This is a genomic window from Pseudomonas rubra, from assembly GCF_028656935.1.
Classification (GTDB): domain Bacteria; phylum Pseudomonadota; class Gammaproteobacteria; order Pseudomonadales; family Pseudomonadaceae; genus Aquipseudomonas; species Aquipseudomonas rubra.
Genome location: NZ_JAMDGZ010000019.1, coordinates 70,788 through 97,304, shown reverse-complemented (window position 1 = coordinate 97,304; position 26,517 = coordinate 70,788). Strand labels below are relative to the sequence as shown.

Annotated in this window: 30 protein-coding genes; 25 read left to right on the top strand and 5 right to left on the bottom strand. The window is 63.9% G+C overall.

Annotation, left to right across the window (positions count from 1 at the left end; translation table 11 throughout):
* The first annotated feature begins 58 nt into the window (after positions 1-58).
* Positions 59-1,519 carry a protein adenylyltransferase SelO gene (selO, locus tag M5G17_RS09985; RefSeq protein WP_273892765.1) on the top strand — a complete coding sequence of 487 codons (1,461 nt, stop codon included), beginning with the start codon at positions 59-61 and terminating at the stop codon, positions 1,517-1,519.
* Positions 1,520-1,529: 10 nt separating this feature from the next.
* Here the strand turns inward: selO and M5G17_RS09980 are convergent, their stop codons facing one another.
* Positions 1,530-2,015, bottom strand: a complete 486-nt coding sequence (locus M5G17_RS09980; protein ID WP_273892764.1) for a DUF4265 domain-containing protein — start codon at positions 2,013-2,015, stop codon at positions 1,530-1,532.
* A gap of 110 nt (positions 2,016-2,125) precedes the next feature.
* On the opposite strand from M5G17_RS09980, the gene trxC reads away from it, so the two are divergent.
* Complete coding sequence (gene trxC, locus M5G17_RS09975; RefSeq protein WP_273892763.1) at positions 2,126-2,560, top strand: thioredoxin TrxC; 435 nt, start codon at positions 2,126-2,128, stop codon at positions 2,558-2,560.
* Here the strand turns inward: trxC and M5G17_RS09970 are convergent.
* On the bottom strand, positions 2,557-3,330 hold the full coding sequence (locus tag M5G17_RS09970; RefSeq protein ID WP_130262543.1) for a ParA family protein: 774 nt from the start codon (positions 3,328-3,330) through the stop codon (positions 2,557-2,559). The two genes, trxC and M5G17_RS09970, sit on opposite strands and share 4 nt — an antisense overlap.
* A gap of 316 nt (positions 3,331-3,646) precedes the next feature.
* Between M5G17_RS09970 and M5G17_RS09965 the strand changes: the two genes are divergently transcribed.
* Genes M5G17_RS09965 through M5G17_RS09860 form a run of 22 tightly spaced genes read left to right on the top strand, consistent with a single transcriptional unit; the run spans position 3,647 to position 22,537 of the window.
* Positions 3,647-4,363 (top strand): beta-ketoacyl synthase chain length factor, encoded by a 717-nt coding sequence (locus tag M5G17_RS09965; RefSeq protein ID WP_273892762.1) that lies wholly within the window; start codon positions 3,647-3,649, stop codon positions 4,361-4,363.
* Positions 4,339-5,151, top strand: coding sequence for a lysophospholipid acyltransferase family protein (locus tag M5G17_RS09960; RefSeq protein ID WP_273892761.1), 813 nt, complete (start codon positions 4,339-4,341; stop codon positions 5,149-5,151). Before M5G17_RS09965 ends, M5G17_RS09960 begins: the two co-directional genes overlap by 25 nt.
* Positions 5,126-5,398, top strand: coding sequence for a phosphopantetheine-binding protein (locus tag M5G17_RS09955; protein ID WP_130262537.1), 273 nt, complete (start codon positions 5,126-5,128; stop codon positions 5,396-5,398). The genes M5G17_RS09960 and M5G17_RS09955 overlap by 26 nt, the downstream gene beginning before the upstream one ends.
* A 9-nt stretch (positions 5,399-5,407) precedes the next feature.
* On the top strand, positions 5,408-5,662 hold the full coding sequence (locus M5G17_RS09950; protein ID WP_273892760.1) for an acyl carrier protein: 255 nt from the start codon (positions 5,408-5,410) through the stop codon (positions 5,660-5,662).
* A complete protein-coding gene (locus tag M5G17_RS09945; RefSeq protein WP_273892759.1) occupies positions 5,659-6,204 on the top strand; it encodes a COG4648 family protein in 546 nt (181 codons plus the stop codon). The genes M5G17_RS09950 and M5G17_RS09945 overlap by 4 nt, the downstream gene beginning before the upstream one ends.
* Positions 6,201-7,880: an acyl-CoA synthetase family protein gene (locus M5G17_RS09940; RefSeq protein ID WP_273892758.1), complete on the top strand. Its 1,680-nt coding sequence runs from the start codon at positions 6,201-6,203 to the stop codon at positions 7,878-7,880. The genes M5G17_RS09945 and M5G17_RS09940 overlap by 4 nt, the downstream gene beginning before the upstream one ends.
* Positions 7,873-8,607 (top strand): glycosyltransferase family 2 protein, encoded by a 735-nt coding sequence (locus M5G17_RS09935; RefSeq protein WP_273892757.1) that lies wholly within the window; start codon positions 7,873-7,875, stop codon positions 8,605-8,607. Before M5G17_RS09940 ends, M5G17_RS09935 begins: the two co-directional genes overlap by 8 nt.
* Positions 8,604-9,542 (top strand): LpxL/LpxP family acyltransferase, encoded by a 939-nt coding sequence (locus M5G17_RS09930; protein WP_273892756.1) that lies wholly within the window; start codon positions 8,604-8,606, stop codon positions 9,540-9,542. The genes M5G17_RS09935 and M5G17_RS09930 overlap by 4 nt, the downstream gene beginning before the upstream one ends.
* Positions 9,523-11,067, top strand: coding sequence for an HAL/PAL/TAL family ammonia-lyase (locus M5G17_RS09925; RefSeq protein ID WP_273892755.1), 1,545 nt, complete (start codon positions 9,523-9,525; stop codon positions 11,065-11,067). The genes M5G17_RS09930 and M5G17_RS09925 overlap by 20 nt, the downstream gene beginning before the upstream one ends.
* Entirely contained in the window at positions 11,060-11,485 is a 426-nt protein-coding gene (locus M5G17_RS09920; RefSeq protein ID WP_273892754.1) for an acyl-CoA thioesterase, read from the top strand. Before M5G17_RS09925 ends, M5G17_RS09920 begins: the two co-directional genes overlap by 8 nt.
* Positions 11,482-12,081 (top strand): outer membrane lipoprotein carrier protein LolA, encoded by a 600-nt coding sequence (locus tag M5G17_RS09915; protein ID WP_273892753.1) that lies wholly within the window; start codon positions 11,482-11,484, stop codon positions 12,079-12,081. Before M5G17_RS09920 ends, M5G17_RS09915 begins: the two co-directional genes overlap by 4 nt.
* The gene (locus M5G17_RS09910) at positions 12,071-14,383 is read left to right on the top strand and encodes an MMPL family transporter (RefSeq protein ID WP_273892752.1); all 2,313 of its coding nucleotides are present in this window, start codon (positions 12,071-12,073) and stop codon (positions 14,381-14,383) included. The genes M5G17_RS09915 and M5G17_RS09910 overlap by 11 nt, the downstream gene beginning before the upstream one ends.
* A complete protein-coding gene (locus tag M5G17_RS09905; protein WP_273892750.1) occupies positions 14,380-15,540 on the top strand; it encodes a sodium:proton antiporter in 1,161 nt (386 codons plus the stop codon). The genes M5G17_RS09910 and M5G17_RS09905 overlap by 4 nt, the downstream gene beginning before the upstream one ends.
* A complete protein-coding gene (locus M5G17_RS09900; protein ID WP_273892748.1) occupies positions 15,527-16,774 on the top strand; it encodes an NAD(P)/FAD-dependent oxidoreductase in 1,248 nt (415 codons plus the stop codon). The genes M5G17_RS09905 and M5G17_RS09900 overlap by 14 nt, the downstream gene beginning before the upstream one ends.
* Positions 16,771-17,514 carry a class I SAM-dependent methyltransferase gene (locus M5G17_RS09895; RefSeq protein ID WP_273892747.1) on the top strand — a complete coding sequence of 248 codons (744 nt, stop codon included), beginning with the start codon at positions 16,771-16,773 and terminating at the stop codon, positions 17,512-17,514. Before M5G17_RS09900 ends, M5G17_RS09895 begins: the two co-directional genes overlap by 4 nt.
* Positions 17,511-17,996: a hypothetical protein gene (locus M5G17_RS09890; RefSeq protein WP_273892746.1), complete on the top strand. Its 486-nt coding sequence runs from the start codon at positions 17,511-17,513 to the stop codon at positions 17,994-17,996. Before M5G17_RS09895 ends, M5G17_RS09890 begins: the two co-directional genes overlap by 4 nt.
* Complete coding sequence (locus M5G17_RS09885; RefSeq protein ID WP_273892745.1) at positions 17,993-19,192, top strand: beta-ketoacyl-[acyl-carrier-protein] synthase family protein; 1,200 nt, start codon at positions 17,993-17,995, stop codon at positions 19,190-19,192. Before M5G17_RS09890 ends, M5G17_RS09885 begins: the two co-directional genes overlap by 4 nt.
* On the top strand, positions 19,189-19,659 hold the full coding sequence (locus tag M5G17_RS09880; protein ID WP_273892744.1) for a hotdog family protein: 471 nt from the start codon (positions 19,189-19,191) through the stop codon (positions 19,657-19,659). The genes M5G17_RS09885 and M5G17_RS09880 overlap by 4 nt, the downstream gene beginning before the upstream one ends.
* Positions 19,652-20,380, top strand: a complete 729-nt coding sequence (gene fabG / locus M5G17_RS09875; RefSeq protein WP_273892743.1) for a 3-oxoacyl-ACP reductase FabG — start codon at positions 19,652-19,654, stop codon at positions 20,378-20,380. The genes M5G17_RS09880 and fabG overlap by 8 nt, the downstream gene beginning before the upstream one ends.
* Positions 20,380-21,606, top strand: a complete 1,227-nt coding sequence (locus tag M5G17_RS09870; RefSeq protein WP_273892742.1) for a beta-ketoacyl-ACP synthase — start codon at positions 20,380-20,382, stop codon at positions 21,604-21,606. The genes fabG and M5G17_RS09870 overlap by 1 nt, the downstream gene beginning before the upstream one ends.
* A gap of 25 nt (positions 21,607-21,631) precedes the next feature.
* Positions 21,632-22,075 (top strand): hypothetical protein, encoded by a 444-nt coding sequence (locus M5G17_RS09865; RefSeq protein WP_273892741.1) that lies wholly within the window; start codon positions 21,632-21,634, stop codon positions 22,073-22,075.
* A gap of 15 nt (positions 22,076-22,090) precedes the next feature.
* Positions 22,091-22,537 carry an excinuclease gene (locus M5G17_RS09860; RefSeq protein WP_273892740.1) on the top strand — a complete coding sequence of 149 codons (447 nt, stop codon included), beginning with the start codon at positions 22,091-22,093 and terminating at the stop codon, positions 22,535-22,537.
* A gap of 1 nt (position 22,538) precedes the next feature.
* Here M5G17_RS09860 and M5G17_RS09855 read toward each other — a convergent pair whose 3' ends face one another.
* Positions 22,539-23,438, bottom strand: coding sequence for a LysR family transcriptional regulator (locus M5G17_RS09855; protein ID WP_273892739.1), 900 nt, complete (start codon positions 23,436-23,438; stop codon positions 22,539-22,541).
* Positions 23,439-23,583: 145 nt separating this feature from the next.
* Here M5G17_RS09855 and M5G17_RS09850 point away from each other — a divergent pair, with 145 nt between their 5' ends.
* Entirely contained in the window at positions 23,584-24,822 is a 1,239-nt protein-coding gene (locus tag M5G17_RS09850) for an MFS transporter (protein ID WP_273892920.1), read from the top strand.
* A 102-nt stretch (positions 24,823-24,924) separates the two neighbouring features.
* Here M5G17_RS09850 and M5G17_RS09845 read toward each other — a convergent pair whose 3' ends face one another.
* Together M5G17_RS09845 and hemE are read right to left on the bottom strand one after the other, a co-directional pair.
* Positions 24,925-25,272 (bottom strand): YgiW/YdeI family stress tolerance OB fold protein, encoded by a 348-nt coding sequence (locus M5G17_RS09845; RefSeq protein ID WP_273892738.1) that lies wholly within the window; start codon positions 25,270-25,272, stop codon positions 24,925-24,927.
* Positions 25,273-25,383: 111 nt separating this feature from the next.
* Entirely contained in the window at positions 25,384-26,448 is a 1,065-nt protein-coding gene (gene hemE, locus M5G17_RS09840) for a uroporphyrinogen decarboxylase (protein ID WP_273892737.1), read from the bottom strand.
* Positions 26,449-26,517: the final 69 nt, after the last annotated feature.

Genomic DNA, 26,517 nt, shown 5'->3' with positions numbered 1-26,517 from the left:
CTGGACGCCAACGGCCATACCCTTGCAGAATACTCAGGTTTTCTTCAGGAGATGGCCGTTGAAAGCCCTCGACGAACTGACTTTCGATAACCGTTTCGCCCGCCTGGGCGACGCCTTCTCCACCTCGGTGCTGCCCGAGCCGATTGCCGAGCCACGCCTAGTGGTGGCCAGCGAAGCAGCCATGGCGCTGCTTGACCTGGAGCCTAGCCAAGCCCACTCCCCGGTGTTTGCCGAACTGTTCAGCGGCCACAAGCTGTGGGCCGAGGCCGAGCCACGGGCGATGGTGTATTCCGGGCATCAGTTCGGTTCCTACAACCCGCGTCTGGGCGATGGCCGTGGCCTGCTGCTGGGCGAAGTGCGCAACGATGCCGGCCAATCCTGGGACCTGCACCTCAAGGGCGCCGGGCAGACGCCGTACTCGCGCATGGGCGATGGCCGCGCGGTACTGCGCTCGTCGATCCGCGAGTTCCTCGCCTCCGAAGCCCTCCCAGCCCTGGGTATCCCCAGCAGCCGCGCGCTGTGCGTGATCGGTTCGAGCACGCCAGTGTGGCGTGAAACCCAGGAGCGCGCGGCCATGCTGCTGCGCCTGGCGCCGAGCCATGTGCGCTTTGGTCATTTCGAGTATTTCTATTACACCCGCCAGCCCGAGCAGCAGCGCATCCTTGCCGAGCATGTGCTCAACACCCACTTTGCCGAATGCCGCGACGCGCCGGAGCCGTACCTGGCGATGTTTCGCAGCATCGTCGAGCGCAATGCCGAGCTGATTGCCCGCTGGCAGGCCTATGGCTTCTGTCACGGGGTGATGAACACCGACAACATGTCGATCCTGGGCATCACCTTCGACTTCGGCCCTTATGCTTTTCTCGACGACTTCGACGCCAACTTCATCTGCAATCACTCCGATGACCAAGGCCGCTACAGCTACAGCAACCAGGTGCCCATCGCCCACTGGAACCTCAGCGCCCTGGCCCAGGCCCTGACGCCGTTCATCAGTGTTGAAGCGCTGAAAGAAACCCTTGGGCTGTTCCTGCCGCTGTACGAGGCCCACTACCTGGACCTGATGAGTCGGCGCCTGGGCCTGACCCGGGCAGAGGAAGACGACACGCTGCTGATCGAACGCCTGCTGCAGTTGATGCAACCGGGCGCGGTGGACTACACCCTGTTCTTCCGTCATCTGGGCGACCAGAGCGCCGAGCAGGCTCTGCAGGTGGTGCGCGACGACTTCATCGACCTGGCCGGTTTTGACTTGTGGTCAGCAGACTACCTGGCACGCTTGCAGCGCGAGCCCGGCAACGCCGATGGCCGTCGCGAGCGTATGCATGCGGTCAACCCGCTGTACATCCTGCGCAACTACCTGGCCCAGCGCGCCATCGAGGCTGCCGAGGGTGGCGACTACGAGGAAGTACGCCGCCTGCACCAGGTGCTAAGCAAGCCGTTCGAGGAGCAACCGGGAATGGATACCTATGCCCAGCGGCCACCGGAGTGGGGCAAGCATCTGGAGATCAGTTGCTCATCCTGATGGGCATGGCTCAACTGTCGAGCCACCAGTCGAGCAGGGTTTCGTCTTCATCGTCGTCAAGGTTGCGGTAGATGTTGGCGTAATACCATTCGACGCCGGTGGCCTCGCGAAACCGGTCAAACACTTCGCGGATGGCTGCAAAACCGTTGCGCGCCGGAATGGCCAGGGTCAGGTTGCCCTTGTAGCGACCATCCAGGGTACCGCCGAGCAGCGTCTGTACCTGGTCTTGCAGCGAATCGACGGCATCCTGGGGCAGGTCGTCGGCATAGATATGGATGCAGAAGTTACCACCGCGCTGCAGCACCTCGGCGCGTTGCTCCGGGTGGTTGATGCGAATCGTGTCGCCACGGGCCAGGTCAAGGGCCAGCCCGGGTGACGACAACAGCTCGTATGTGTTCGTGTCGATCTCGCGTACCGGCACGTTCTCGAACACCGGCTCGCCATTCTTCCGGCTGTCGATAAAAATGCGAATATGCGCTGAATGCTGGCAATCCATCGGGCTCTCCATGGCCTGTTTACGAAGTGCACATCCTAAACCATTCCATCTGTAGGAGCGGGCTTGACCCGCGATCGACCGCACAGCGGTCGCATTCCCCGGAGCTGTCAATGACTGACCCACTACTCATCCCCTGCCCCCACTGCAATGGCCTCAACCGCATCCCCGGCGAGCGCCTTGGCGACAGTCCGAAATGCGGCCGCTGCAAGAAGCCGGTCCTGCTGAGCACACCGTTCGATTTGCAACAGGGTGATTACGCCAGCCAGATCAAGGGCGACCTACCGCTGCTGGTCGATGTCTGGGCCGACTGGTGTGGGCCGTGCAAATCGTTTGCGCCGGTCTTCGCCCAGGCGGCCAGCCAGCTCAGCGGGCGCTGCCGCCTGGCCAAGCTGGACAGCGAGGCCAACCCGCAATTGGCCGGGCAATTGGCGATTCGTTCGATTCCCAGCCTGATCCTGTTCAGAAACGGCCGGGAAGTGGCGCGCCAAAGTGGTGCATTCCCACTCCAGCAACTGCTGGAGTGGCTGCGCAGCCAGGGCGTCTAGGCGTTTTCTTCGAGAAGGGCATGCAGTTCAACGAACTGCAGGGTCAGCTTGTGCCGAGGTTCCAGGTGAATCAGCGGCAGGCTGGCCTGGTGTGATTCGCGCATTTTCACCGAGCTGTTGAGGTACACCGGCAGTACTGGCAAGCCCTCGGCGATCAACTCGTCGAGCATTTGCTGAGGGAGGCTGGCGCGGGCCTGGAACTGGTTGACGACGATACCTTCGACTTGCAGCTCGTCATTGTGATCCTCCTTGAGCTCGTCGATCTCGGCCAGCAGGCCATACAGCGCCTGGCGAGAAAAACTGTCGCAATCAAAGGGAATCAACACGCGATCAGCAGCAATCAGCGCCGAAACCGCATAGAAATTGAGGGCGGGCGGGGTATCCAGGTAGATCCGGTCGTAGTCCTCGTCCAGCTCATCGAGCAGTTTGCGCAGCTTGTTGATCTTGTGCTTGGCCTCAAGCTTGGGCTGCAGGTCTGCAAGCTCCGCGGTGGCGGTCACCACATGCAGGTTGTCGAAGGGTGTTTCGTAGATATCGACCTTGTTCTTCTTGGCAAACGGCCCGGTGGACAGGGTCTGTTTGAAGAAGTCGGCAATGCCCATGGGAATGTCCTCGCCGGTCAGGCCGGTGAGGTACTGGGTCGAGTTGGCCTGGGCATCCAGGTCGATCAACAGGGTCCGATAGCCTTCATTGGCACTCACCGCTGCCAGGTTGCAGGCAATGCTCGACTTGCCAACGCCACCTTTCTGATTGAACACCACGCGCCGCATGGAATGACCTCCGTGTGTCAGGGGAAGACCGAGTATGTGTGCCACGGCACGGCTTGGCCAGCACCGTCTGGCTCAAGTTTGCCAGCAGGCGACCGACAACCGATAACCGCCACTGGTCGGGAAACCTCGGACCGATCCGACGAATCTTCAGGACCGCTGTCTGTTGCACACGGCAATCCGTACAACCAAAATTTGCTACACATCAACTCCACCGGGATAATGCGCGCCACTCGGCGATTGCGCCACACCCCTGTCAGGTCGTTGTTCCGAGTCTTACCCTCGGCAAGGAAGTCCCTCAGGGCGGGAAGTACAGCAAGTGATCACATTCAACATCAGCCAGTGGCGCGCCTGGGCACCAGGCCTGCAGACGGCTGCCGACTGGCAAGCCTGGAGTCAGGCAACCCAGCTGCCGGCCCTGGCCGAACAGGCACCGGATGTGTCGTTTTTGCCGGCCATGCAACGCCGTCGTTTGAGCCGTCTGGCGCGCATGGCCTTCGCCGTGGGCTGGCCACTGGCCGAAGGTCTGCAGGATTTGCCGCTGGTGTTCGTCTCCCGGCACGGCGAAACCCCGCGCACCTTCGAGATCCTCGGCGACCTGGCCAATGAACAGCCGCTATCGCCCACCCAGTTCAGTTTGTCGGTGCACAACGCGGTCATCGGCCTGTGGTCGATCATGCGCGGAGAAACCAGTGAAATGACCGCCCTGGCCGCAGCCGGTGACGGCTTTGAACAGGGCGTGATGGAAGCCGCCTACCTGTTGGGCGAAGGCGCACCCGCAGTGTTGCTGATTGTCACTGAAGAACAACCGCCCGCGGCTTACGGGCCATGGATTGATGACGTGCCCTTTGCCTATGCCCTGGGCCTGTTGCTGACCCCGGGCGACGACTGGCAGTTGGCCCTGGGCACGGCCGCAGCCACCTTACCTGCAAGCGAACCCCATGCCTTGAGCTGGTTGCGTTGCCTGCTCAGGGGCAACAGCACCTTGACCCACACCTGGAAGAGCCGTACATGGAACTGGCAACGCAAGCCATAGACAGACCGCGCAACGCCTATTACTGGCGCCTGCTCGCTACTGCCGTCAGCTTTGCGCTGTTCGGTGTGGGCGGCCTGTGCCTGCGCGTGCTGGTGTTCCCGCTGCTGGCCTGCCTTCCCGGCGATGCCCTGCGCCATCGACAACGGGCCCGACACACCATCAGTTGGCTGTTCTGGCGTTTCATTCGCTTCATGGCCGCCAGCGGTGTACTTACTTACGAAGTACAGGGCGCCGAAAAGCTCGGCCGCCCGGGGCAGATGATCATCGCCAACCACCCGTCGCTGATCGACGTGGTGTTCCTCATCGGCCTGGTACGCCAGGCCAACTGCGTGGTCAAGCAGAGCCTCTGGCACAACCCCTGTACCCGTGGTCCGGTGCGTTCGGCCGCGTACATCAGCAACGACGGCAGCATGGACATGCTCGACAGCGCCGTCGACGCACTGCAGGGCGGCCAGACCCTGATCATCTTCCCCGAAGGCACCCGCACTCAACCGGGCCAGGCGCCTGCCTTTCATCGCGGAGCTGCGGCCATCGCCCTGCGCGGTGCGAAGATCATTACCCCGGTCACCATCAAGGTCACACCCAGCACGCTGACCAAGGCCGAACCCTGGTACCGCATCCCCCAGCGCCGGGTGCATTTCAGCCTGCAGGTCGGTGCCGACATCTCCCCCAAGGCCTTTGCTGCCCAGGGTCCGGCACCACAGGCCTCACGCAAACTCAACGATTACCTGCATCAGCACTTCATCAAGGAGCTCGCCGAAGATGAGCGATCCACAGAACACCCTTAACCACGACATCAAGCTGTTGATCATCGACGCCCTGGGCCTAGAAGACATCAGCGCCCAGGACATCGGCGACGAGCAGAGCCTGTTCGGCGAGGGCCTGGGCCTGGATTCGGTAGACGCCCTCGAGCTCGGCCTGGCGATCCAGAAAAAGTACGGCATCAAGATCGATGCCGACGCCAAGGACACCCGTAACCATTTCACCAGCGTGGCCAGCCTTGCGGCTTTCGTCACCGCCAAACAGGCAGCCTGAGACAGCACCATGCAAACCCGCGAAGACATCTTCAACACCCTGCGCGACGCCCTGGTCGAACTGTTCGAACTCGAGCCGGCCAGCATCAGCCTGGACTCGAACCTGTACCAGGACCTGGAAATCGACAGCATCGACGCCGTCGACCTGATCGACCACATCAAGCGCCAGACCGGCAAGAAAATCGCCGCCGACGAGTTCAAGGCCGTGCGTACGGTCAATGACGTAGTCGAAGCGGTCTACCGCCTGGTCAACACCGCGGCATGAAACGCCTGATCGGCCTCGGCCTGCTGCTGGCCGGTCTGCTGTACCCCTTTGCGGTGTATTTCGGCATGGCCCACTTTGCCCCCTGGCAATTCGGCTTGCTGCTCGGCGGGCTGTGGCTGGCACGGGCCTTGAGCGAGCCCAGGCGGCCCGGCGGGCATTGGATGGCCGTGGCAGCGATTGCCTTCTGCGCGTTGCTGGCGCTGTTCAACAGCCCGCAGTTGCTACGTTGGTACCCGGTGCTGATCAGCGCGTTCATGCTGGGCCTGTTCAGCCTGAGCCTGAAGTTCGGCCCGCCGGTGGCCGAGCGCCTGGCACGGCTACATGAGCCGGAGCTGCCCGCAGTAGCGGTCCGCTATACGCGCCAGGTGACCAAGGCCTGGAGCCTGTTCTTCCTGGCCAACGGCCTGGTTGCCGCCACCCTGACCCTATGGGCACCACTGAGCTGGTGGACCCTGTACAACGGCCTGATCGCCTACGGCTTGATGGGCCTGCTGTTTGCCATTGAATGGCTGATAAGACAACGCGTGCGAGGACGCTCATGAAATGGATTGCCCTTGAGCAACTGCTGCACCCGGCCAACGTAGCGCGCCCAGTGAGCGTCGCCCCGGCGCTGGACCACGCCACCTTATGTAAGCACGCCCTGCAGTTGGCCGCCGGCCTTCAGCAGCGAGGTCTCAAACGCATCGCCGTGCACCTGGACGACGCCGCCGAGCTGGCCGTGGCCCTGCTCGGCGCCTGGCGCGCCGGGGTGCAGGTGCTGCTGCCGGCCGACCTGCAAGCCCAGACCCGCCAGCGCTGGCTGGGCGAGGTCGAGCTGTGGCTGAGCGACCAGCCACAAGACACCGCGCTGCAAACCCTGTTCGAAGCGCCCTTGGCGGCTGCGGATCTCGATCTGGACGCCTGCGGGCTGAGCCTGTGCACCTCCGGCTCCAGCGGCGAACCCAAGCGCATCGACAAGACCCTGCGCCAGCTGGCCAATGAAGTCCAGGCCCTGGAGCAACTGTGGGGCACCGAGCTGGGCAACGCCTGCATCATTGGCAGCGTCGCCACCCAGCACATCTACGGCCTGCTGTTTCGCGTACTCTGGCCGCTGTGCGCCGGACGCCCGTTCGTGCGCCGCCAGTTGCCCTTCCCCGAGGACCTGCAACGCGCCAGCCGCGAACATCCAGCGTTTGCCTGGGTAGCCAGCCCTGCACTGCTCAAGCGCATGGGCGACAACCTCGACTGGCCGGCCCTGAGCCAGGTACGTCGGGTGTTTTCCTCGGGTGGCGAGTTACCAGCCAGCGCCGCCCAGGCCTTGCAGCAGCGCCTGCAGCAGTGGCCAACGGAAATCCTCGGCAGCTCGGAAACCGGCGGCATCGCCTGGCGCCAGGGTGACAACCTGTGGCAACCCTTCGCCGAAGTGCGCCTGAGCCAGAACGAGCAAGGTGCACTGTGCATCGAGTCGCCGTATTTGCCGCCGAACCATGTCGAACAAAGCGCCGATGCCATCGAGTTCAGCGCCGACGGTCGCTTTCGCCTGCTCGGGCGCCTGGACCGCATCGTAAAACTGGAAGAAAAGCGCATCTCGCTACCCATGCTGGAACAAGCCCTGCTCGAGCATGCCTGGGTCGAGGAAGCCCGCCTGGCTGTGATCCAGGAAAACCGCGCCAGCCTCGGCGCCCTGCTGGTGCTCAGCGCCGCGGGCTTGCACGCCTTGCGCAATCAGGGCCGCCGCGCACTGACCGAGGGCCTGCGTCAGCATCTGAGGCAGCATTGCGAAGCCCTGGCCCTGCCCCGGCGCTGGCGCCTGCTGCGCCAACTACCGTTCAACGCCCAGGGCAAACTGCCCCAGGCTGAACTCCAGGCCCTGCTGCTGGCACCCCGGCCAAAAGGCCCGGAAGTCCTGAGCCAGGCCGAGGTCGACGGCGCACTGCAGTTGCAACTGGCAGTGTCAGCGGATCTTGCCTACTTCAACGGCCACTTTCCGCAAACCCCAGTACTGCCGGGCGTGGTTCAGGTCGACTGGGCGCTGGCCCTGGGGCAACAGCTACTCGACCAGCCGCGCCAGTTCGCCGGCATGGAAGTGCTGAAGTTCCAGCAACTGGTGCGCCCTGGCGACCCGCTGCAACTGACCCTGCGCTTCGATGCCGAGCGCGGCAAGCTGTACTTCGCCTACAGCAACGCCGGGGTGCCCTGTTCCAGCGGCCGTATCGTGCTGGAGGCCGTCGGTGAATAAGCCCTGTGCGGTAATCCCGGTGTACAACCACGAACAGGCCGTACCGGCGGTGGTTGCCGACCTGCTCGCCGCCGGCCTGCCCTGCGTGCTGGTCGATGACGCCAGTAGCCCGGCCTGCGCCGCCGTACTGAGCCAACTGGCCGAACAGCAGCAGGTGTTTCTGGTGACATTGCAGGTCAACCTGGGCAAGGGCGGTGCGGTCATGGCCGGCCTGCGCGAAGCCTCACGCCTGGGCTTCAGCCATGCCTTGCAGGTCGATGCCGACGGCCAGCACGACCTGGCCGATGTCAGCCGCTTTCTTCAACAGTCACAGGCTTATCCACAGGCGCTGATCTGCGGTTATCCACAGTACGACGCCAGTGTGCCCAAGGGCCGCCTGTATGCCCGTTACCTGACCCACGTGTGGGTGTGGATCAACAGCCTGTCGCTGCAGATTCCCGATTCGATGTGCGGCTTTCGCGTTTACCCATTGCCGCCGACCCTGGCGCTGATCGATGCGGTCAACCTCGGCAAGCGCATGGACTTCGACCCGGAGATCCTCGTGCGCCTGGCCTGGCGTAACCAGCCGATGCGCTGGCTGCCGACCAAGGTGCATTACCCGGCCGATGGCCTCTCGCACTTTCGTCTGTTCCACGACAACGCGCTGATCTCGAAGATGCACACCAAGCTGTTCTTCGGCATGCTGCTGCGCGCCCCGGCCATCCTCTGGCGGCGGTGGCAGGCATGAGCCAGGGCGAGCAACACTGGGCCCAGCGCCAGGAGCGCGGCAGCTTCTGGCTGATGAAGCTCACCGCGCTGGGTATCAAGCTGCTGGGCCGGCGCCTGCTCAGCCCGGTGCTGTATGGCATCGTCCTGTACTTCTTCGTCTGCGGCCGAAGGGCCCGGCTGAGCATCTGGCAGTACCAGCAGAACCTGGCCGACTGGAGCGGGCAAGCCAGCCTGCGTCCGAGCCTGCGGCGCGTGTTCGGCCAGTTCATGGCCTTCGCCGATGCCCTGCTGGACAAGCTCGATGTCTGGAACGGCAAACTGCGCCTGGAGCAGATCGACATCATCGACCCGGGGCAACTGCACACCCAGCTGCGCGCCGAGCGCGGGCAGATGCTGGTCGGCGCCCACCTGGGCAACCTCGAAGTCTGCCGCGCCCTGGCCGAACTTGGCGAACAGGTGACCATGAACGTGCTGGTGCATACCAAGCATGCCGAACGCTTCAATCGCCTGCTCGGCGAGTCGGGGGCGACCAACCTGCGGCTGATCCAGGTCAGCGAGCTGGACCCGGCGATCATGCTGCAACTGAGCCAACGCCTGGAGCGCGGCGAGTGGCTGGCGATCGCCGGCGACCGCGTGCCACTGCAAGGCGCACGCACCGTGGAGGTCGACTTCCTCGGCCACCGCGCTGCGTTCCCCCAAGGCCCATGGCTGCTGGCCGGGCTGCTCAAGTGCCGGCTCAACCTGTTCTTCTGCCTCAAGCAGCAAGGCCGCTACCAGGTGATTCTCGAACCCTTTGCCCAGGCCATCGAATGGCGCCGCGGCCAGCGCGATCGGGTGATCGCCGACTGGGCCGGGCGCTATGCCGAACGCCTGGGCCACTATTGCCTGCAAGCGCCGCAGCAATGGTTCAATTTCTACCCTTTCTGGAAGACCGATGACGATGCATCCGCATAAGCCCGTGACCTTCGGCGCGCTGCCGCTGGCAATCGAAGACGTCCTCGCCCTGGCCAACCGCCAGGCCGAAACCCGCCTGCAGGAAGATACCGAGTACCGCGCGCGGATTGCCCGTGGCGCGCAGTTCCTCGACTCGCTGCTGGACAAGGAAGGGGTGATCTACGGGGTGACCACCGGCTACGGCGACTCGTGCGTGGTGGCGGTACCGCTGGAGCATGTCGAGGCGCTGCCCAAGCACCTGTACACCTTCCATGGCTGCGGCCTGGGCCAGTTGCTCGATGCACCGGCCACTCGCGCTGTGCTGGCCGCCCGTTTGCAGTCGCTGTGCCATGGCGTCTCTGGCGTGCGCGTCGAGTTGCTCGAGCGCCTGCAGGCGTTCCTCGCCCATGACATCTTGCCGCTGATTCCCCAGGAAGGCTCTGTAGGCGCCAGCGGCGACCTGACGCCGCTGTCCTACGTGGCCGCGACCCTGTCCGGCGAACGTGAGGTCATGTACCGCGGCGAGCGCCGCAGCGCCGCCGACGTGCATCGTGAACTGGGCTGGCAGCCACTGGTGCTGCGGCCCAAGGAAGCCCTGGCGCTGATGAACGGCACCGCCGTGATGACCGGCCTGGCCTGCCTGGCATTTGCCCGTGCCGATTACCTGCTCAAGCTCGCCACGCGCATCACCGCGCTGAACGTGGTCGCCCTGCAAGGCAACCCGGAACATTTCGACGAGCGCCTGTTCGCCGCCAAGCCCCATCCAGGGCAAATGCAGGTGGCTGCCTGGTTGCGCCAGGACCTCGCCATTGACGCGCCGACCGCACCACTGCACCGCCTGCAAGACCGCTACTCGCTGCGCTGCGCCCCCCATGTGCTGGGCGTGCTGGCCGACAGCCTGGGCTGGCTGCGCGGCTTTATCGAGACCGAACTCAACAGCGCCAACGACAACCCGATCATCGACGCCGAAGCCGAACGCGTGCTGCACGGCGGGCACTTCTACGGCGGCCATATCGCTTTTGCCATGGACAGCCTGAAGAACCTGGTGGCCAACGTCGCCGACCTGCTCGACCGCCAGCTCGCGCTGCTGGTCGACACCCGCTACAACCACGGCCTGCCAAGCAACCTGTCGGGCGCCAGCGCCGAGCGGGCGATGCTCAACCACGGCTTCAAGGCGGTGCAGATCGGCGCCAGCGCCTGGACCGCCGAAGCGCTGAAAAACACCATGCCCGCCAGCGTGTTCTCGCGCTCCACCGAGTGCCACAACCAGGACAAGGTAAGCATGGGCACCATCGCTGCCCGCGATGCCCTGCGGGTGCTGGAGCTGACCGAACAGGTCGCCGCCGCCGCCCTGCTGGCGGCCAACCAGGGTGTCTGGCTGCGCTGCCGCGAAGCCGACGCCCGCGACCTGCCGCCAGCGTTGGCCGAAATGCACGTTGCGCTGCTCGAAGACTTCGCCCCGGTCATTGAAGACCGCGCCCTGGAAGGCGACCTGCGTCTGTGCCTGAGCCGAATTGCCGAACAACACTGGAGGCTGCATGCGTAGTCAGGGAGTGCTGCACGTCGATACCGAAGTGCTGGTGCCGTTTTTTGACGTCGACAGCATGCTGGTGGTCTGGCACGGCCATTACGTCAAATACCTGGAAGTGGCGCGCTGCGCGCTGCTCGAGCGTCTCGAGCACAACTACCTGCAGATGCAGGCCTCGGGTTTCGCCTGGCCGGTGATCGACCTGCAACTGCGCTATGTGCGCGGCGCCACCTTTGGCCAGCGCCTGAACGTGCGCGCCAGCCTGGTGGAGTGGGAGAACAGCCTGAAGATCAACTACCTGATCAGCGATGCCGCAACCGGCCAGCGCATGACTCGCGCAAGCTCCGTACAGGTCGCAGTCGAGATCGCCAGCGGCGAGATGCAACTGGCTTCACCACAGGTGATGCTCGACGCCGTGAACAAGGTGCTGCCATGAAGACGCTGCTGCGAGGCCTGCTGTGCCTTGGCTTGCTGGCCAGTTGCACCCTGGCCCAGGCCTTTGGCCTCAACGACCTAAGTAAACAGCTAGGCGAACCTGCGGTCATCAAGGGCCCGTTCATCCAGGAAAAACACCTGCGCGCCCTGCCGCAGCCACTGGTCAGCAAAGGCCAGTTCGTGCTGGCCCGCGACCATGGTTTGCTCTGGCTGCTGCAAACACCGCTCAAGCAGGACTACCGCCTCAACGTCCTGGGTATCGCCCGCCGCGACCCGTCCGGCTGGCAGATGCTGCCGGGCAAGAGCGCCGGCGCCGAACAGAACCGTCTGTTCTTCGCCGTGCTGCAAGGCGACAGCAGTGGCCTGCAGCGTGACTTCGAGCTGAGCCTGCAAGGCGACGCCGCGCACTGGCAACTGCGCCTGACCCCACGCTCGCTGCTGCTCAAGCAAGTGTTCAGCCAGATCGATATCGAGGGCGGGCGCTACGTCGAACGCATCCAGCTGCTGGAAACCCAGGGCGACAGCACGGTACTGCGCATGCCATCGAGCAACAGCGCCAGCCTGACCGACACGGAGCGCCACGATTTTGCCGAGTGAGCGCCTGATGCTACGGCTGTTTCTGCTCCTGCTGATCGCGGTGCTGGCACTGGCCGGCTGGCAGTGGCACCGCGCTGCGCCCTTGTCTGCCGACCTGATGACACTGGTCCCCGGCGCCACCCAGGACCCGCTGGTGCAGCGCGCCGAACAACGCATGCAGGAGCCGCTTAACCGCGAGATGCTGGTGCTGGTCGGCCATCCCCAACGGGACCAGGCCATCGCCCTGGCTCAACGCCTGGCGCAGCAATGGCAGGCCAGTGGCCTGTTCGAGAAAGTCCAATGGAGCCTGCAAACCGACCTGCAAGCACTGCGCGAGCAGTTGCTGCAAGGGCGCCTGGCGATGCTTTCGCGCGCCGATCGCAGCAGCCTGATCGACAACCCGCAAGGTTTCATCGAGCAGCGCGTGCAGAACCTCTACGACCCCTTTGCAGGGTTTAGCCTGGTGCCGAGTCAGGACGACTGGCTGGGCCTGACCGGGCGCATCCAGAACAGCCAGCCACGGCCTGCCGCTGTGCAACTGGACACCGCCAGCGGCGCACTAGTGGCCGAAGCGGACGGGCACAACTGGGTACTGCTGCGCGCCCGCACCCTGGGCAATGCGTTCGACATGCAGCTACCGCTGCAAGTCGCCGACCTGCTCGCCAACAGCCGGGTTGAAGCCGGGCAGAACGGCGCCCGCCTGCTGGCCGCCAGTGGCCTGCTATATGCCGCCAACGGCCAGCGCCAGGCCAGTCAGGAAATCACCTGGGTGGGCGGCGGCGCCACGGTCGGTATCCTGCTGCTGTTGCTGCTGGCGTTCCGCCGTTTGCGCATCCTCCTGGCCTTCGTTCCGGTGCTGGTCGGCATGCTGTTCGGTGCGGTGACTTGCGTGGCGCTGTTCGGTCAGATGCACGTGATGACCCTGGTGCTGGGCTCAAGCCTGATTGGCGTGGCCGTCGACTACCCGCTGCATTACCTGTCCAAGAGCTGGAGCCTGCGCCCCTGGCAGGCCTGGCCGGCCGTACGGCTGACCCTGCCGGGCCTGAGCCTGAGCCTGGCCACCAGTTGCATCGGCTACCTGGCCCTGGCCTTCACGCCATTTCCGGCCCTGACCCAGATCGCCGTGTTTTCCGCCGCCGGCCTGATCGGCGCCTATCTCAGCGCCGTGTGCCTGCTGCCAGCACTACTCAAGGGAATTGAGCTGCAGCCTGCGCAATGGCCCCTGCAGATTGCCCAGTGGTTGGTGGACCTGCGGCAGAAACTGTTGAGCAAGGTGCCCAGTCCGGTCTTGCTCGGTTTGCTGATCCTGTTCTGCGCAGCCGGCCTGTGGCAGTTGGACAGCCGCAACGACATCCGCCAGTGGGTCGGCAGCCCGCCGCAACTGCTCGAAGAAGCCCAGGCCGTGGCACGCATTACCGGCTACCAACCCACCAGCCAGTTCTATCTGGTGCGTGGCGCCGACCAGGCCCAGTTGCTGGCACGCCTGCAAAACCTCGGCACGCGCCTTGATGAACTGGTCGTAACCGACAAGCTCAAGGGCTACATGGCCCTCAGCCAGCTGGTCGCCAGCGCCACCGAGCAGCAACAGGTACGCGATGCACTCGGCAAGCTGCCGTTGCAACCGCTGCAGGCCCTGGGCGTACCGCAAAGCGCGTTAAAGGCTGAACTGGCAAAGGTGCAGGCTCTGCCAACCCTCGACATCGATCAGGCCCTCAGCGGCCCGCTGGGCGAGCCCTGGCGTACCCTGTGGCTGGGCGCGGACGCTGAGGGTGTCGCCGCCATCGTCAGCCTGCAAGGCTTGAACGACCCGGCGTTGCTGCGCTTGCAAGCCGACGACCTCGACGGCGTGCAACTGGTCGACCGCCTCGGTGACCTCAACCGGGTGTTCGCCGCAACCCAGGTCAGCGCTGCCGAACTCAAGCTGCTGTCGTGCGCGCTGATCGTGGTGCTGCTGATCCTGCCCTTCGGCCTCGGCGGCGCTTTGCGCATCGTCGCCCTGCCGCTGCTCGCCGCGCTGTGCAGCCTGGCGTGCCTCGGCTGGCTGGGCCAACCGCTGACCCTGTTCAGCCTGTTCGGCCTGCTGCTGGTCACTGCCATCAGCGTCGACTACGCGATCCTCATGCACGAGCAGATTGGCGGCGCTGCCGTCAGCCTGCTTGGCACCCTGCTCGCAGCGACCACCACCTGGTTGTCATTCGGCCTGTTGGCGGTGTCGAGCACTCCGGCGGTGAGCAACTTCGGCCTGGCCGTCAGCCTCGGCCTGGCCTTCAGTTTTGTCCTGGCGCCCTGGGCGGCCACGGCTGACAAGGAGCAGGCGGCATGAGCATTGCGCTGTTCTGGGCCCTGGCCCTGGCACTGTTCTGGATTGCCAGTGAGCTGGGCCGGCGTCTGGGGCTGATCCCGATTGTCAGCCAGTTGTTGCTGGCGACCCTCGGTCTGCCGCTACTGATGCTGTTCTGGGTCGAGCCGCACTGGCAGCTCAGCGGCGCCGCGCTGGTGGCGCCGTCCTGGCTGAAAACCCTGTACGGCCTGAGTTTCGCCCTGCTGCTGGGGCACATTCTGGCTGACGTGGTGGAGCTGGAGTTCGACCGCCAGAGCCTGAAGATCGCCCTGCCAAGTTTCTTCGTACCCTTCGCCTGTGGCCTGGCCTGCGGCGCGTTGTTGTTGCCCGAGCAGCCCTGGCTGACCACCCTGGCGCTGGGCCTGGTGTTCGCCATTACCGCTATTCCGGTGCTGTACCTGTACCTGCGCAACATCGACTACCCGCCCGCCGCGACCCGTCGCCTGATGCAGTCGGCCATCCTCATCGACCTGACCTGCTGGCTGCTGTTCGGCCTGGGCAAGGGCAGCCTAGAACCGCTGAGCCTGTTGCTGCCACTGCTCGGCGCTTGCCTGCCATTACCCTTGTTCGCCCTCGGTGTGCGGCGGCCCTGGGTCTATAGCCTGGGTTTCTTCGGCTTGCTGTTCGTTGCCGAGCACTACTGCCTCAACGCGTTGATCTTCGGCATCGGCTACCTGTGCTGCCTGGCCTGGCTCAAGTTGCCGCTGCACATGCCGCTACCACCGCTGTGGATAAAGCGCCTGCAGAATGGCATTGCCATCCCGCTGATCCTGACCTTCGGCATCATCCAGATCGATATCCACAACGTCCTGCAAGGCTTCGATGCTCTCCAGTTGAGTGCCTTGCTGCTGTTGCCAATCGTCAGCAAGCTGCTCGGCAACTGGCTGGGCCTGTGCTGGGCGACGCCGTCGTTCGCCGGCGCGAGCAAATGGCGGGAGAGCCTGCTGCTCAATATTCGCGGCTTGAGCGAGATCGTCTTTCTCAACCTGCTACTGCAACAACAGCTGATCAGCCCGGCGCTGTACTTCGCGCTGATGCTGATGAGCCTGGTCGCCACGCTGATGCCCGCGCTGGCAGGCCTGCACCGGATTCCATTGAAGACTGCCCAACCGCCAAGGAGGCCTTATGCCGAACACTGAACTGCAACAACGGCAGGTGCTGATCATCGGCGCCGGCCCGTCCGGCGCCATCGCCGGCGCACTGCTCAAGCGCAACGGCCACGACGTGCTGATCATCGAGCGCCAGCGCTTTCCGCGCTTTTCCATTGGCGAGAGCCTGTTGTCGCACTGCATCGACTTCGTCGAGGAAGCCGGCATGCTCCCGGCCCTTGAAGCGGCGGGTTTCCAGCGCAAGAACGGCGCAGCCTTCGCCTGGGGCGACGAGTACAGCGCCTTTGACTTTGGCGACACCTTCAGCAACGGTAAGCCGAGCACCTTCCAGGTCCAGCGCGCCCAGTTCGACCAGTTGCTGGCCGACCAGGCCGCGGCACAGGGCGTGGAAATCCGCTACGAAGAAGAGATCATCGCCGCCGACTTCGAGCGTGCGCGCCCGCAAGTACGGGTACGCCGCCTGGATGGCAGCGAGTACCGTGTTGAAGCCGAGTTCGTCCTCGATGCCAGCGGCTATGGCCGCGTGCTGCCACGCCTGCTGGACCTTGAAGCGCCATCGAACTTCCCGGTGCGCCAGGCGGTGTTCACCCATATCGAAGACCGCATCGACCACCCGGCCTTCGACCGGGAAAAGATCCTCATCACCACCCATCCACAGCACCGCGACATCTGGTTCTGGACCATTCCGTTCAGCAATGGCCGCTGCTCCCTGGGCGTGGTCGCCGCCGCCGAGCACTTTGCTGCAGCACCGGCTGACCTGGATGCCTGCCTGAAGGACTTCGTTGCCCAGACGCCAAGCCTGAGCAAGGTGCTGACCAACGCCGTGTGGGACACCCCGGCGCGGACCATCGGCGGCTACTCGGCCAACGTCAAGACCCTGCACGGCCCGGGCTTTGCCCTGCTCGGCAACGCCGCCGAATTCCTCGATCCGGTGTTCTCCTCCGGGGTGACCATCGCCATGCGTTCGGCGAGCATGGCTGCCGGCGTGCTGCACCGCCAACTGCAGGGCGAAAGCGTCGACTGGCAGAGCGAGTTCGCCGAGCCACTCAAGCGCGGCGTCGATACCTTCCGCGCCTACGTTGAAGGCTGGTACAACGGCAGCTTCCAGGACGTCATCTACCACCCGGCCAGCTCGCCGCAAATCCGCGCGATGATCAGCTCGATCCTCGCCGGCTACGCTTGGGACCAACGCAATCCGTTCGTCAGCGAGCCCAAGCGGCGCCTGCGCATGCTTGCCGAAATCTGCGCCAGGACGGCGGCATGAACCAGCAGCCCTTCCTCAGCGATAGCTACGTAGAGGAAACCCGCTTCGGCTTCTGGTTCCTGCGCAGCCACACCTGGCAGCACCATGTGCTGCGCGTGGCGATCAACGACCTGCGGAGGCTGTTCGACACACCGTTGCCGCAAGCACCGGTGCTGCTCGATGCCGGCTGCGGCCAGGGCAAGTCGTTCCAGTACCTGCAGCAGGTGTTCGCCCCCGGCCAGTTGCTGGGTACCGACGCCGACCCGCACAGCCTTGAGCTGAGCCAGGCCGAAGCGGTGCGCCTGGGCTTACATGTCGAGCTGCGTGGCAGTGACTGCGCAGCGTTGCAATTCGCTGACAACAGCGTCGATATCCTCTTCTGTCACCAGACCTTCCACCACCTGGTCGAGCAGGAACAGGCTCTGGCCGAGTTCTACCGGGTGCTCAAGCCCGGTGGCTACCTGCTGTTCGCCGAATCCACCGAAGCCTACATCGACACCTGGGTGATCCGCTGGCTGTTCCGTCACCCCATGCACGTACAGAAAAGTGCCGGGCAGTACCTGCAGATGCTTCGCGATCAGGGCTTCGAGTTCGGCGCGCAGAATGTCTCCTATCCCTACCTGTGGTGGAGCCGCTCCAGCGACTTCGGCCTGCTCGAACGCTTCGGCTTGCGCCAGCCGCCAGCGATCGGCCAGCGCGAAGAAACCCTGGTCAACGTCGTTGCCCGCAAACCCCTGAACCCCGCCGAGCCGAGTGCATGAAACGCCTGTTGCTGATCCTCGCCTTCGCCCTGTTGAGCGCCTGCGCCAGCCGCCCACCGCTGCCTGGGCAGTTGCCGGCGCTGACGCTGCCAATGCAGTTGCATATCCAGCGCGAACAGGCCGGGCAACATCAGGACTGGTTGCTGGTGATCCAGCGCGAAAACGCCAGCCTGCGCTGGTCGCTGCTGGATCTGCTTGGTATTCCACAAGCCCGGCAGTTGCTCAACGACGGCCAGTGGCAAGCCGATGGTTTGCTACCGCCCAACCCGGCCGCACGGGAACTGTTCGCCGCCGTACTCTTCGCCCTGACCCCGGCAGAGCAGCTGCAACCGCTCTACCCCGGCGCCCACCAGCAAGGCCAGCAGCGCTGGCTGGGTGAACGCTGGCGTGTCGACTACCGACAAGCCGACGACTTCACCTTGAACCTGGGCCAGGGCCTGCGTTATCTAGTCAGCCCACTGCCCAGCGAGAACACGCCATGACCGCTTACCTCAATGCCCTGGGCCTGGTCTGTGCCCTGGGGCGCGGCCAGGCCGAAGTCGCCCGCAAGCTGTTCGCCGGTGACTGTTCGGGGATGCGCGTGGAAGACGGCTGGGTGCCTGAACGCAGCCTGCCGGTGGCGGCCGTGCCAGGTGAACTGCCTGCCTTGCCAGCCGCGATGCAAGCCCATCACAGCCGCAACAATCAGTTGCTGTTCGAGGCCTGCTTGCAGATTGGCGCAGCAATCGAAGCAGCCATCCTGCGTTTTGGCCGCCAGCGTATCGGTATCGTCCTGGGCACCAGCACCTCGGGTATCAAGGAAGCCTGCGACGGCATCGCTCACTACCTGCGCGAACAACAGTTCCCGCCCGGCTACGACTATGCCCAACAGGAGCTCAGTGCGCCGGCCAATTTCCTCGCCGACTGGCTGCAACTGAGCGGCCCGGCCTATGTGATTTCCACCGCCTGCACCTCCAGTGCCCGCGCCCTGATGAGTGCCCGGCGCCTGTTGGATCTCGGCGTTTGCGACGCGGTGATCTGCGGCGGTGTCGACAGCCTGTGCAAGCTGACCCTCAACGGCTTCAGCGCCCTGGAGGCGGTCAGCGCCGAGCGCTGCAACCCGTTCTCGGCCAACCGTAACGGCATCAACATCGGCGAAGCCGCAGTGCTGTTCCTTATGACCCGTGAAGCCAACCACGAAGGTACCAGCATCGCCCTGCTCGGTGCCGGCGCCAGCTCCGATGCGCACCATATCTCGGCGCCGGAACCCGGCGGCAAAGGCGCCTTGCAGGCCATGCGCAAAGCGCTGGACAATGCCCACCTGCAAGCGCATCAGATCGACTACCTGAACCTGCACGGCACCGCTACCCGGCACAACGACGCCATGGAAAGCCTGGCCGTGCATGCACTGTTCGGCAGCCAGCTGGCCTGCTCATCGAGCAAGCCGATGACCGGTCACACCCTGGGTGCCGCTGGCGCCCTGGAAGCGGCGTTCTGCTGGTTGAGCCTGGCCGCCGACAATGTCGACGGGCGCCTGCCGCCGCATGTCTGGGATGGCGTCGATGACCCGCAACTGCCGGCCCTGAACCTGGTCGAAACCAGCCAGCGTCTGCCGGCCAACGGCCCGCGGCACCTGATGAGCAACTCGTTCGCCTTCGGTGGCAACAACGTCAGCCTGATTCTCGGAGACACCCCATGATCACCTGGCCATTGGCCGAACTGCTGCCTCATGCCGGCGACATGATCCTCATCGATCAGGTCGAAGCCTTTGATGAGGAGCAGATCCACACCCACCTGACCGTGCGCCCCGGTGGCCTGTTCAACCGCGCCGACGGCAGCATGCCGGCCTGGGTCGGCATCGAGCTGATGGCCCAAAGCGTGGCCGCCTATGCCGGTTGCCGCGCGCGCCAGCAAGGCCTGCCGGTGGAGCTGGGCTTTTTGCTCGGCACACGCAAGTTCGAATGCAATGTCGAACATTTCCCTGCCGGTGCACACTTGCGCATCCATGCCCTGCGCTCGCTTGAAGACGACAACGGCATGGGCGTGTTCGAGTGTCACCTGCGCGGCCCGGGCATTCATGCCATGGCGCGTTTGAACGTTTTTCGCCCGCCGCAGGTCGCCAGCTACCTGGCCGAAGCGGGCCCAGAGGAGTCCCCCCATGACTGATACCATCCTGGTCACCGGTTCCAGCCGTGGCATTGGCCGGGCCATAGCCCTGCGCCTGGCGCGCGCCGGTTTCGACCTGGTCCTGCATTGCCGTAGCGGGCGCAGTGAAGCCGACGCCGTTGCAGAAGAAGTCCGGGGCCTGGGCCAGCAAGCCCGCGTGCTGCAATTCGACGTCGCTGATCGCGCCGCCTGCGCCGCCATCCTCGGTGATGACGTGGAAACCCATGGCGCTTACTACGGTGTGGTCTGCAACGCCGGCCTGACCCGCGACGGCGCCTTCCCGGCGCTGACGGAAGAAGACTGGGACCAGGTGCTGCGCACCAACCTCGATGGTTTCTACAACGTTCTGCACCCGCTGATGATGCCGATGATCCGCCGGCGCAAAGCCGGGCGCATTGTCTGCATCACCTCGGTGTCGGGCATGATCGGCAACCGTGGCCAGGTCAACTACAGCGCCTCCAAGGCCGGGGTGATCGGCGCGGCCAAGGCCCTGGCGATCGAGCTGGGCAAGCGCAAGATCACCGTCAACTGCGTCGCCCCGGGGCTGATCGATACCGCCATGCTCGACGAGCATGTGCCGGTCGAAGAGTTGCTGAAGATGATCCCGGCGCAGCGCATGGGCACCCCGGAAGAAGTCGCCGGCGCGGTGAATTTCCTGATGTCGGCCGAAGCCGCCTACATCACCCGCCAGGTGCTGGCAGTCAATGGAGGCCTGTGCTGATGAAACGTGTGGTCGTCACCGGCATGGCCGGTATCACCTCGCTGGGCAGTGACTGGCAAACCATCGCCGGCAACTTTGCCAGCAACCGCAGCGGTATCCGTCGCATGGACGAATGGGACCGCTTCGAGGAGCTCAACACGCGCCTGGCCGGCCCCATCGATGACTTCAAGGTGCCCAGTGGCTGGACCCGCAAGCAACTGCGCAGCATGGGCCGGGTCTCGCGCCTGGCCGTGGCGGCAGCGCAAAACGCGCTGCGCGACGCCGGCCTGCTCGATGACCCGTCGATCCGCGACGGGCGCATGGGCGTGGCCTGCGGCTCGTCCACCGGCAGCACCGACGAGATCAAGGCGTTCGGCAACATGCTGCTCAACTCGGTGGCCGAAGGCCTCAATGCCAATTCCTATGTGCGGATGATGCCGCATACCACTGCGGCCAACATCAGCATCTTCTTTGGCCTGACCGGGCGCCTGATCCCCACCTCCAGCGCCTGCACCAGCGGCAGCCAGGGCATCGGCTACGCCTATGAGGCGATCAAGTTCGGCCGCCTGCCGCTGATGCTCGCAGGCGGTGCCGAGGAGTTGTGCCCGACCGAGGCCATGGTCTTCGATGCGCTGTACGCCACCAGCCTGAAGAACGACACCCCGCACAAGAGCCCGAGCCCCTATGACAGTGGCCGCGACGGCCTGGTCATCGGCGAAGGCGGTGGCATGCTGGTGCTTGAGGAACTCGAACACGCTGTCGCTCGCGGTGCGCACATCTATGCCGAGATCGTCGGTTTTGGCAGCAACGCCGACGGCCAGCACACCACCCGCCCGGAACAGGTGACCATGCGCCGGGCCATGGAGCTGGCGCTGGAAGACGCATGCCTTGCGCCCGATGCCATCGGTTATGTGAACGGCCACGGCACCGCCACCGAACAGGGCGATATCGCCGAGACCCTGGCCACCAGCAGCCTGTTCGGCCCACGCATGCCGATCAGTTCGCAAAAGAGCTTCCTGGGCCACACCCTGGGTGCTTGCGGCGCGCTGGAGTCCTGGTTCAGCATCGAAATGATGAACAGCGACCGCTATGTGCACACCCTCAACCTTGAGCACATCGACCCGCGCTGCGGTGAGCTGGACTACCTGTGCGGCGAGTTTCGCAGCATGAGTCACGACTACGTGATGAACAACAACTTCGCCTTTGGCGGGGTCAACACCTCGCTGATTTTCCGACGCTGGACCTGACCTACAACTTGCTGGAGAGAAAGGAATGTCTTCATTGATTCGCGCCGCTGTGCTTGGCCTGGCCCTGGCGGGCCTCGCGGGCTGTACCTCGAAACCGGTACTGACCCCGCAAGAACAGCTTGTGGTCGGCCACAACTACAGCAACCAGCAAGTCCAGCAGGCCATCCTCAAGGCTGTAGCTGAGCGTGGCTGGACTGCACGCACGATCACCCCGAACCTGATCCAGGCCGACATCCTGGTGCGCAACACCTTCTACGCCGCCGTCGACATCCGCTACAGCGTCAGCAACTTTCGCATCAACTACCGCGACAGCCGCGAGATGGGCTACAAGGACGGCAAGATTCACCGCAACTACAACCGTTGGGTGAACAACCTCGACAAGAACATCCTGCAAGAACTGAAGCGGGTGGAAGCGCAAAACATCGTGCAACGCGCCCTCAACGAACAGCATTCGAACACTGTTGAATAATCAAGGAACGACATAATGCGTCTGAAGACCTGGACCGCCACCACCGCCCTGCTGCTCTGCGCCCTGCCGGGCCTCAGCCAGGCCCGTGACACTACCCACTACCTGCCGTTCGAGAAAGTCGTGGCGCAGATGACCGCCGAGCACAAGCTCGACGGTTCGGTGAAGTTCTACCTGGCCGGTGTGCAGCCCAAGGGCAAGGTCACCGTGCTCAGCCCGGCGGCGATCACCAACAAGAAAACCAACGCCTTCAACAAGACTGACGAAGCAGCCTGCGAATGGGCCCTGCAATCGGCGCTGCTGACTATGCAGGACGCCGCACGCAAGGTCGGCGCCAACGCCGTGACCAACATCAGCAGCTACTACAAGCGCAACGAGCGCAAGGACGCCAGCACCTATGAATGCCACGCCGGCGCAGTCATGGCTGGCGTTGCGCTCAAAGGCGACCTGGCCAAGGTCCAGTAACTCAAGCGCGCTCCAGGGCCTGCCGGGTCAGTAACTCGGCAAAGGCCCTGGCCATCGCCGACGGCGCATCGCGGCGCTGCACCAGCCACACTGCAGTCACTGCATCGTCGTCGAGCAGGGTCCGGTACACCACGCCGTCGATGCGCATACGCTGGAACGAGGCCGGCAATACCGACACCCCCAACCCCGCTGCCACCAGGCCGATGATGGTCATCGCCTCCCCCGCCTCCTGGGCAAAATGCGGACTGAACCCGGCTTGACGTGCCAGGCTCAACAACTGCGCATGCAAGCCACTGCCATAGCTGCGTGGGAAGAAAACGAACGGCTCATGAGCCAGGGCCGCCATGTTCAGCCCCGTTTCGCTGCCTTGAGCCAAGGGGTGGGCAGCATTGATCACCGCCACCAACGGCTCGCGAAACAGCTCGACGACATTCAGGCTTTCGGGCAACGCCAACGGTCGCATCAGGCCGACTTCGATTGACTCGTCGAGCAAGGCATCGGCCACGTCGCGGCTGCTCATTTCCTTGAGGTTCAGGTGCACAGCCGGAAAACGCTGGCGAAAGGCGTGAATCGCCTTGGGAATACTCGAATTGAACGGCGCCGAGGAGGTGAAGCCAATCTTCATCTCACCCAGCTCACCCAATTGCGCACGCCGCGCCACATCAGCAGCCTTGTCCACTTGTGCCAGCACCAGCCGTGCCTCCTCAAGGAACAAGCGCCCGGCCTCGCTGAGCTCGACCCGCCGATTGGTCCGCTCGAACAGGCGCGCGCCAAGCTCCTGTTCCAGGGCCTGGATCTGCTGGCTCAACGGTGGCTGGGAGATCCCCAGGTTCTGCGCCGCACGGCCAAAATGCAGCTCTTCGGCAACAGCGATGAAGTAGCGCAGGTGTCGCAATTCCATGGCGGCTCCAATAGGTCGTAAAACCTCTTAAACAGGTCGAACAATATATTGGAAATGATCATTAGCCAGCTATATGCTTTTTTCACTGCCTGACAGGCCGTAGTGCCCCCCGAGGTTCCCTGTGAAAACTGCTGTTGCGCCACACATCCACGAACTGCCCCCGGCTCCTCTCGACGAGATTGTCGCCACCCTCAACGAAAGCTGGATCGAGAAAGGCACCCCGGCCTTTTTACGCACGGTGCTGGCACTGTTCTGCGGTGGTTTTGCCACCTTTGCCTTGTTGTATTGCGTGCAACCGATGATGCCGCTGCTGTCCCAGGAGTTTTCGATCAGCGCCGCGCAAAGCAGCCTGATCCTCTCGGTGTCCACTGGCACGCTGGCGTTCGGCCTGCTGATCACCGGGCCGATCTCCGACCGTATCGGGCGCAAGCCGGTGATGGTTTTCGCCCTGTTTTGTGCAGCGCTGTGCACTATTGTCAGCGCGCTGATGCCCAGCTGGCACGCTGTGCTGCTGTCCCGCGCGCTGCTCGGGCTGTCACTGAGCGGCCTGGCGGCGGTGGCCATGACCTACCTGAGTGAAGAGATCCATCCTCAGCACATCGGCCTGGCGATGGGCTTGTACATCGGTGGCAATGCCATTGGCGGTATGAGTGGACGGTTGATTACCGGAGTACTGATCGACTTTGTCAGTTGGCACACTGCATTGTTGGTAATCGGTGGCCTGGCGCTGATTGCTGCGGCGGTATTCTGGAAAATCCTCCCGGAATCACGCAACTTCCGCCCGCGCTCGCTGCACCCACGCAGCCTGCTCGATGGTTTTACTCTGCACTTTCGCGATGCTGGCCTGCCGTGGTTGTTCCTTGAAGCCTTCTTGCTGATGGGTGCATTCGTCACCCTGTTCAACTATATCGGCTATCGCCTGCTGGCGGAGCCGTACCACATGAGCCAGGCACTGGTCGCCCTGCTGTCGGTGGTGTACCTGTCAGGCATCTACAGCTCGGCGCAAATCGGCGCCCTGGCCGACAAGCTGGGCCGACGCAAGGTGTTCTGGGCAACGATTGTGCTGATGTTCAGCGGTTTGTTGATGACCCTGCTCAGCCCGTTACTGGTGATTATCGTCGGCATGCTGGTGTTCACCTTCGGCTTTTTCGGCGCCCATTCGGTGGCCAGTAGCTGGATCGGCCGCCGGGCGATAAAGGCCAAGGGGCAGGCATCGTCCTTGTATCTGTTCAGTTACTACGCGGGGTCGAGTGTCGCGGGGACGGCGGGCGGGGTGTTCTGGCATCAGGCGGGGTGGAACGGGATTGGGCTGTTCATTGGCAGCCTGCTGGTGGTGGCTTTGCTGGTGGCTGTGCACTTGAGCCGATTGCCGGCCAAGGCCTGAACAGCGGGGCCGCTTTGCGACCCATCGCTGGCAAGCCAGCTCCCACAGGGATCGCGTGGGAGCTGGCTTGCCAGCGATGGGCTACGAAGTAGCCCCACTGACTCAGTTGATCACTTCAACCAAATCAACATCCACTTCACGGCTCATCAGGTGCTTCTCGACTTCACCTGTCAGCTTGACCTTGGTCTTGTCGTTGAAGGCTACGGGCGGCAGGTCTTCATTGTCGATCTCGACGGTGATGGTGCCGGTGGTGTCCTTGAACTCGTACTTGTCATCGTTGTTCACCTTTTTCACCACGTAGCCTTGCAGCACAACCGGGGTGTCATCAGCAGCGTCGTGGGCGGCGGCAACCGTGGTCACCGGCTGGGCGCCAGGGCCGGTGTAGCCGGCGGCCAGGGCAGCGGTGCTGAACAGCGGGGCAAGCAGCAGAGCGAGGTAGCGAGTTTTCATGGTGAAGATCCTGTCTGGGTTTCGATGGAGCCAGATTACCCAGGCAGGCTGAATTGAACCTTAATAGCAAAACGCCCGGCATGTGCCGGGCGTTTTTGTCTGCAGCGCTGTTTACTGGTGATACTGCGCCGACAGCTCGTGCACGGCGTTGATGAACGCGCCGGCGTGCTCCGGGTCGACTTCCGGGGTAATGCCATGGCCGAGGTTGAACACGTGGCCAGTGCCATGCCCATAGCTGGCAAGGATGCGCCCGACTTCAGCACGAATGGCCTCAGGCTTGGCGTACAGCACGGTCGGGTCCATGTTGCCCTGCAGGGCGACCTTGCTGCCGACGCGCTGGCGCGCTTCGCCGAGGTCGCAGGTCCAGTCCAGGCCCAGGGCATCAGCGCCGGCATCGGCAATGCTTTCCAACCACAGGCCGCCGTTCTTGGTGAAGAGAATGACCGGCACCTTGCGTCCTTCGTGCTCGCGGATCAGGCCGCTGACGATCTTGCGCATGTAGGCCAGGGAGAACTCCTGGTACGCCGCCGCCGACAGGTTGCCACCCCAGGTGTCGAAGATCTGCACCGCTTGCGCGCCCGCGAGGATCTGCCCGTTGAGGTAGCTGATGACCGACTGCGCGAGCTTGTCGAGCAGCAGGTGCATGGCCTGCGGGTTGTCGTAGAGCATGGCCTTGGTCTTGCGGAAGTCTTTCGACGAGCCGCCTTCGACCATGTAGGTGGCCAGGGTCCAGGGGCTGCCGGAGAAGCCGATCAGTGGCACACGGCCGTTGAGCTCGCGGCGGATGGTGCTGACCGCGTCCATGACATAACCCAGGTCCTTTTGCGGATCGGGGATCGGCAGTGCCTCGATGTCAGCCAGGGTGCTGATGACCTTCTTGAAACGTGGGCCTTCGCCGGTTTCGAAGTACAGGCCCTGGCCCATGGCGTCAGGAATGGTGAGGATGTCCGAGAACAGGATCGCGGCGTCCAGCGGGTAGCGGTCCAGTGGCTGCATCGTGACCTCGCAGGCGAACTGCGGGTTCATGCACAGGCTCATGAAGTCGCCGGCCTTGGCACGGCTGGCACGGTACTCCGGCAGGTAGCGGCCGGCCTGGCGCATCATCCACACTGGGGTGACGTCTACGGGTTGCTTGAGCAGGGCGCGCAGAAAACGATCGTTCTTCAAGGCAGTCATGTCGGCATCCGGAAAAAAAGTGGGGGCATTTTCTCAGAGCCCAACGTAAAAGGCACGGTATCAACCGTG

Bases quoted from the DNA above. Each gene is read 5' to 3' on its own strand.
- M5G17_RS09950 (WP_273892760.1), top strand. From the start codon at position 5,408: ATGCAAACCCGCGAAGACATCTTCAACACCCTGCGCGACGCCCTGGTC.
- M5G17_RS09845 (WP_273892738.1), bottom strand. From the start codon at position 25,272: ATGAAAACTCGCTACCTCGCTCTGCTGCTTGCCCCGCTGTTCAGCACC.
- M5G17_RS09890 (WP_273892746.1), top strand. From the start codon at position 17,511: ATGAAACGCCTGTTGCTGATCCTCGCCTTCGCCCTGTTGAGCGCCTGC.
- M5G17_RS09880 (WP_273892744.1), top strand. From the start codon at position 19,189: ATGATCACCTGGCCATTGGCCGAACTGCTGCCTCATGCCGGCGACATG.
- M5G17_RS09970 (WP_130262543.1), bottom strand. From the start codon at position 3,330: ATGCGGCGCGTGGTGTTCAATCAGAAAGGTGGCGTTGGCAAGTCGAGC.
- hemE (WP_273892737.1), bottom strand. From the start codon at position 26,448: ATGACTGCCTTGAAGAACGATCGTTTTCTGCGCGCCCTGCTCAAGCAA.
- M5G17_RS09900 (WP_273892748.1), top strand. From the start codon at position 15,527: ATGCCGAACACTGAACTGCAACAACGGCAGGTGCTGATCATCGGCGCC.
- fabG (WP_273892743.1), top strand. From the start codon at position 19,652: ATGACTGATACCATCCTGGTCACCGGTTCCAGCCGTGGCATTGGCCGG.
- trxC (WP_273892763.1), top strand. From the start codon at position 2,126: ATGACTGACCCACTACTCATCCCCTGCCCCCACTGCAATGGCCTCAAC.
- M5G17_RS09980 (WP_273892764.1), bottom strand. From the start codon at position 2,015: ATGGATTGCCAGCATTCAGCGCATATTCGCATTTTTATCGACAGCCGG.
- M5G17_RS09905 (WP_273892750.1), top strand. From the start codon at position 14,380: ATGAGCATTGCGCTGTTCTGGGCCCTGGCCCTGGCACTGTTCTGGATT.
- M5G17_RS09920 (WP_273892754.1), top strand. From the start codon at position 11,060: ATGCGTAGTCAGGGAGTGCTGCACGTCGATACCGAAGTGCTGGTGCCG.
- M5G17_RS09855 (WP_273892739.1), bottom strand. From the start codon at position 23,438: ATGGAATTGCGACACCTGCGCTACTTCATCGCTGTTGCCGAAGAGCTG.
- M5G17_RS09945 (WP_273892759.1), top strand. From the start codon at position 5,659: ATGAAACGCCTGATCGGCCTCGGCCTGCTGCTGGCCGGTCTGCTGTAC.
- M5G17_RS09915 (WP_273892753.1), top strand. From the start codon at position 11,482: ATGAAGACGCTGCTGCGAGGCCTGCTGTGCCTTGGCTTGCTGGCCAGT.
- M5G17_RS09930 (WP_273892756.1), top strand. From the start codon at position 8,604: ATGAGCCAGGGCGAGCAACACTGGGCCCAGCGCCAGGAGCGCGGCAGC.
- M5G17_RS09960 (WP_273892761.1), top strand. From the start codon at position 4,339: ATGGAACTGGCAACGCAAGCCATAGACAGACCGCGCAACGCCTATTAC.
- M5G17_RS09940 (WP_273892758.1), top strand. From the start codon at position 6,201: ATGAAATGGATTGCCCTTGAGCAACTGCTGCACCCGGCCAACGTAGCG.
- M5G17_RS09895 (WP_273892747.1), top strand. From the start codon at position 16,771: ATGAACCAGCAGCCCTTCCTCAGCGATAGCTACGTAGAGGAAACCCGC.
- M5G17_RS09925 (WP_273892755.1), top strand. From the start codon at position 9,523: ATGACGATGCATCCGCATAAGCCCGTGACCTTCGGCGCGCTGCCGCTG.
- M5G17_RS09885 (WP_273892745.1), top strand. From the start codon at position 17,993: ATGACCGCTTACCTCAATGCCCTGGGCCTGGTCTGTGCCCTGGGGCGC.
- M5G17_RS09870 (WP_273892742.1), top strand. From the start codon at position 20,380: ATGAAACGTGTGGTCGTCACCGGCATGGCCGGTATCACCTCGCTGGGC.
- M5G17_RS09860 (WP_273892740.1), top strand. From the start codon at position 22,091: ATGCGTCTGAAGACCTGGACCGCCACCACCGCCCTGCTGCTCTGCGCC.
- M5G17_RS09955 (WP_130262537.1), top strand. From the start codon at position 5,126: ATGAGCGATCCACAGAACACCCTTAACCACGACATCAAGCTGTTGATC.
- M5G17_RS09865 (WP_273892741.1), top strand. From the start codon at position 21,632: ATGTCTTCATTGATTCGCGCCGCTGTGCTTGGCCTGGCCCTGGCGGGC.